The sequence below is a fragment of the Lysobacter sp. TAB13 genome (genome assembly GCF_052113885.1).
In the GTDB taxonomy this organism is placed as follows: domain Bacteria; phylum Pseudomonadota; class Gammaproteobacteria; order Xanthomonadales; family Xanthomonadaceae; genus Lysobacter; species Lysobacter gummosus.
Genome location: NZ_JBFRDR010000192.1, coordinates 1 through 457, shown reverse-complemented (window position 1 = coordinate 457; position 457 = coordinate 1). Strand labels below are relative to the sequence as shown.

1 protein-coding gene is annotated in these 457 nt (G+C 65.6%); it reads right to left on the bottom strand.

Annotated elements, in window-relative coordinates:
- Nucleotides 1-136: 136 nt before the first annotated feature.
- A partial coding sequence (locus AB4Y92_RS25770) for an AEC family transporter (RefSeq protein WP_441822203.1) occupies nt 137-457 on the bottom strand: 321 nt, incomplete at its 5' end.

The window sequence follows — 457 nt, the reverse complement described above, 5'->3', positions numbered from 1 at the left end:
GTCATGGCGGCTTGCCCTTGAACGGCGCGGCGCTGCGGTCGTGCAGCGACGCGATCTCAAGCCGCAGAATGACCCAGCGGAATGATGAATTCAATTTCTGCGTGCATACGCATTTAGGCCTGCCACATCCCTGGAATCAGCCCAGCAGCAGGACAGCCACTGGCAACGTCACGAGCGCCAGCAGTGTCTGCATCGTGGTGATCTCAGCCATCAACGGGGCGTCGCCACCCATGTCGCGCGCGAGGAAATAGGCGGCCGTGGCCGTCGGGACCGCAGCCGCGACCACCGTGATCGTCAGTGCCGTGCCGGTGACGCCGAACTGTCGCGCCAGCATCCAGGCGAAGAGCGGCATCACGACGAGCTTGAGCCCAATAGCAAGGCCGTGGGCGAGCCGCGGTTGCTTCAGGCGATGGATCTCGAGCCCGGCGCCGACCACGAGCAGCCCGACGCCCAGCGC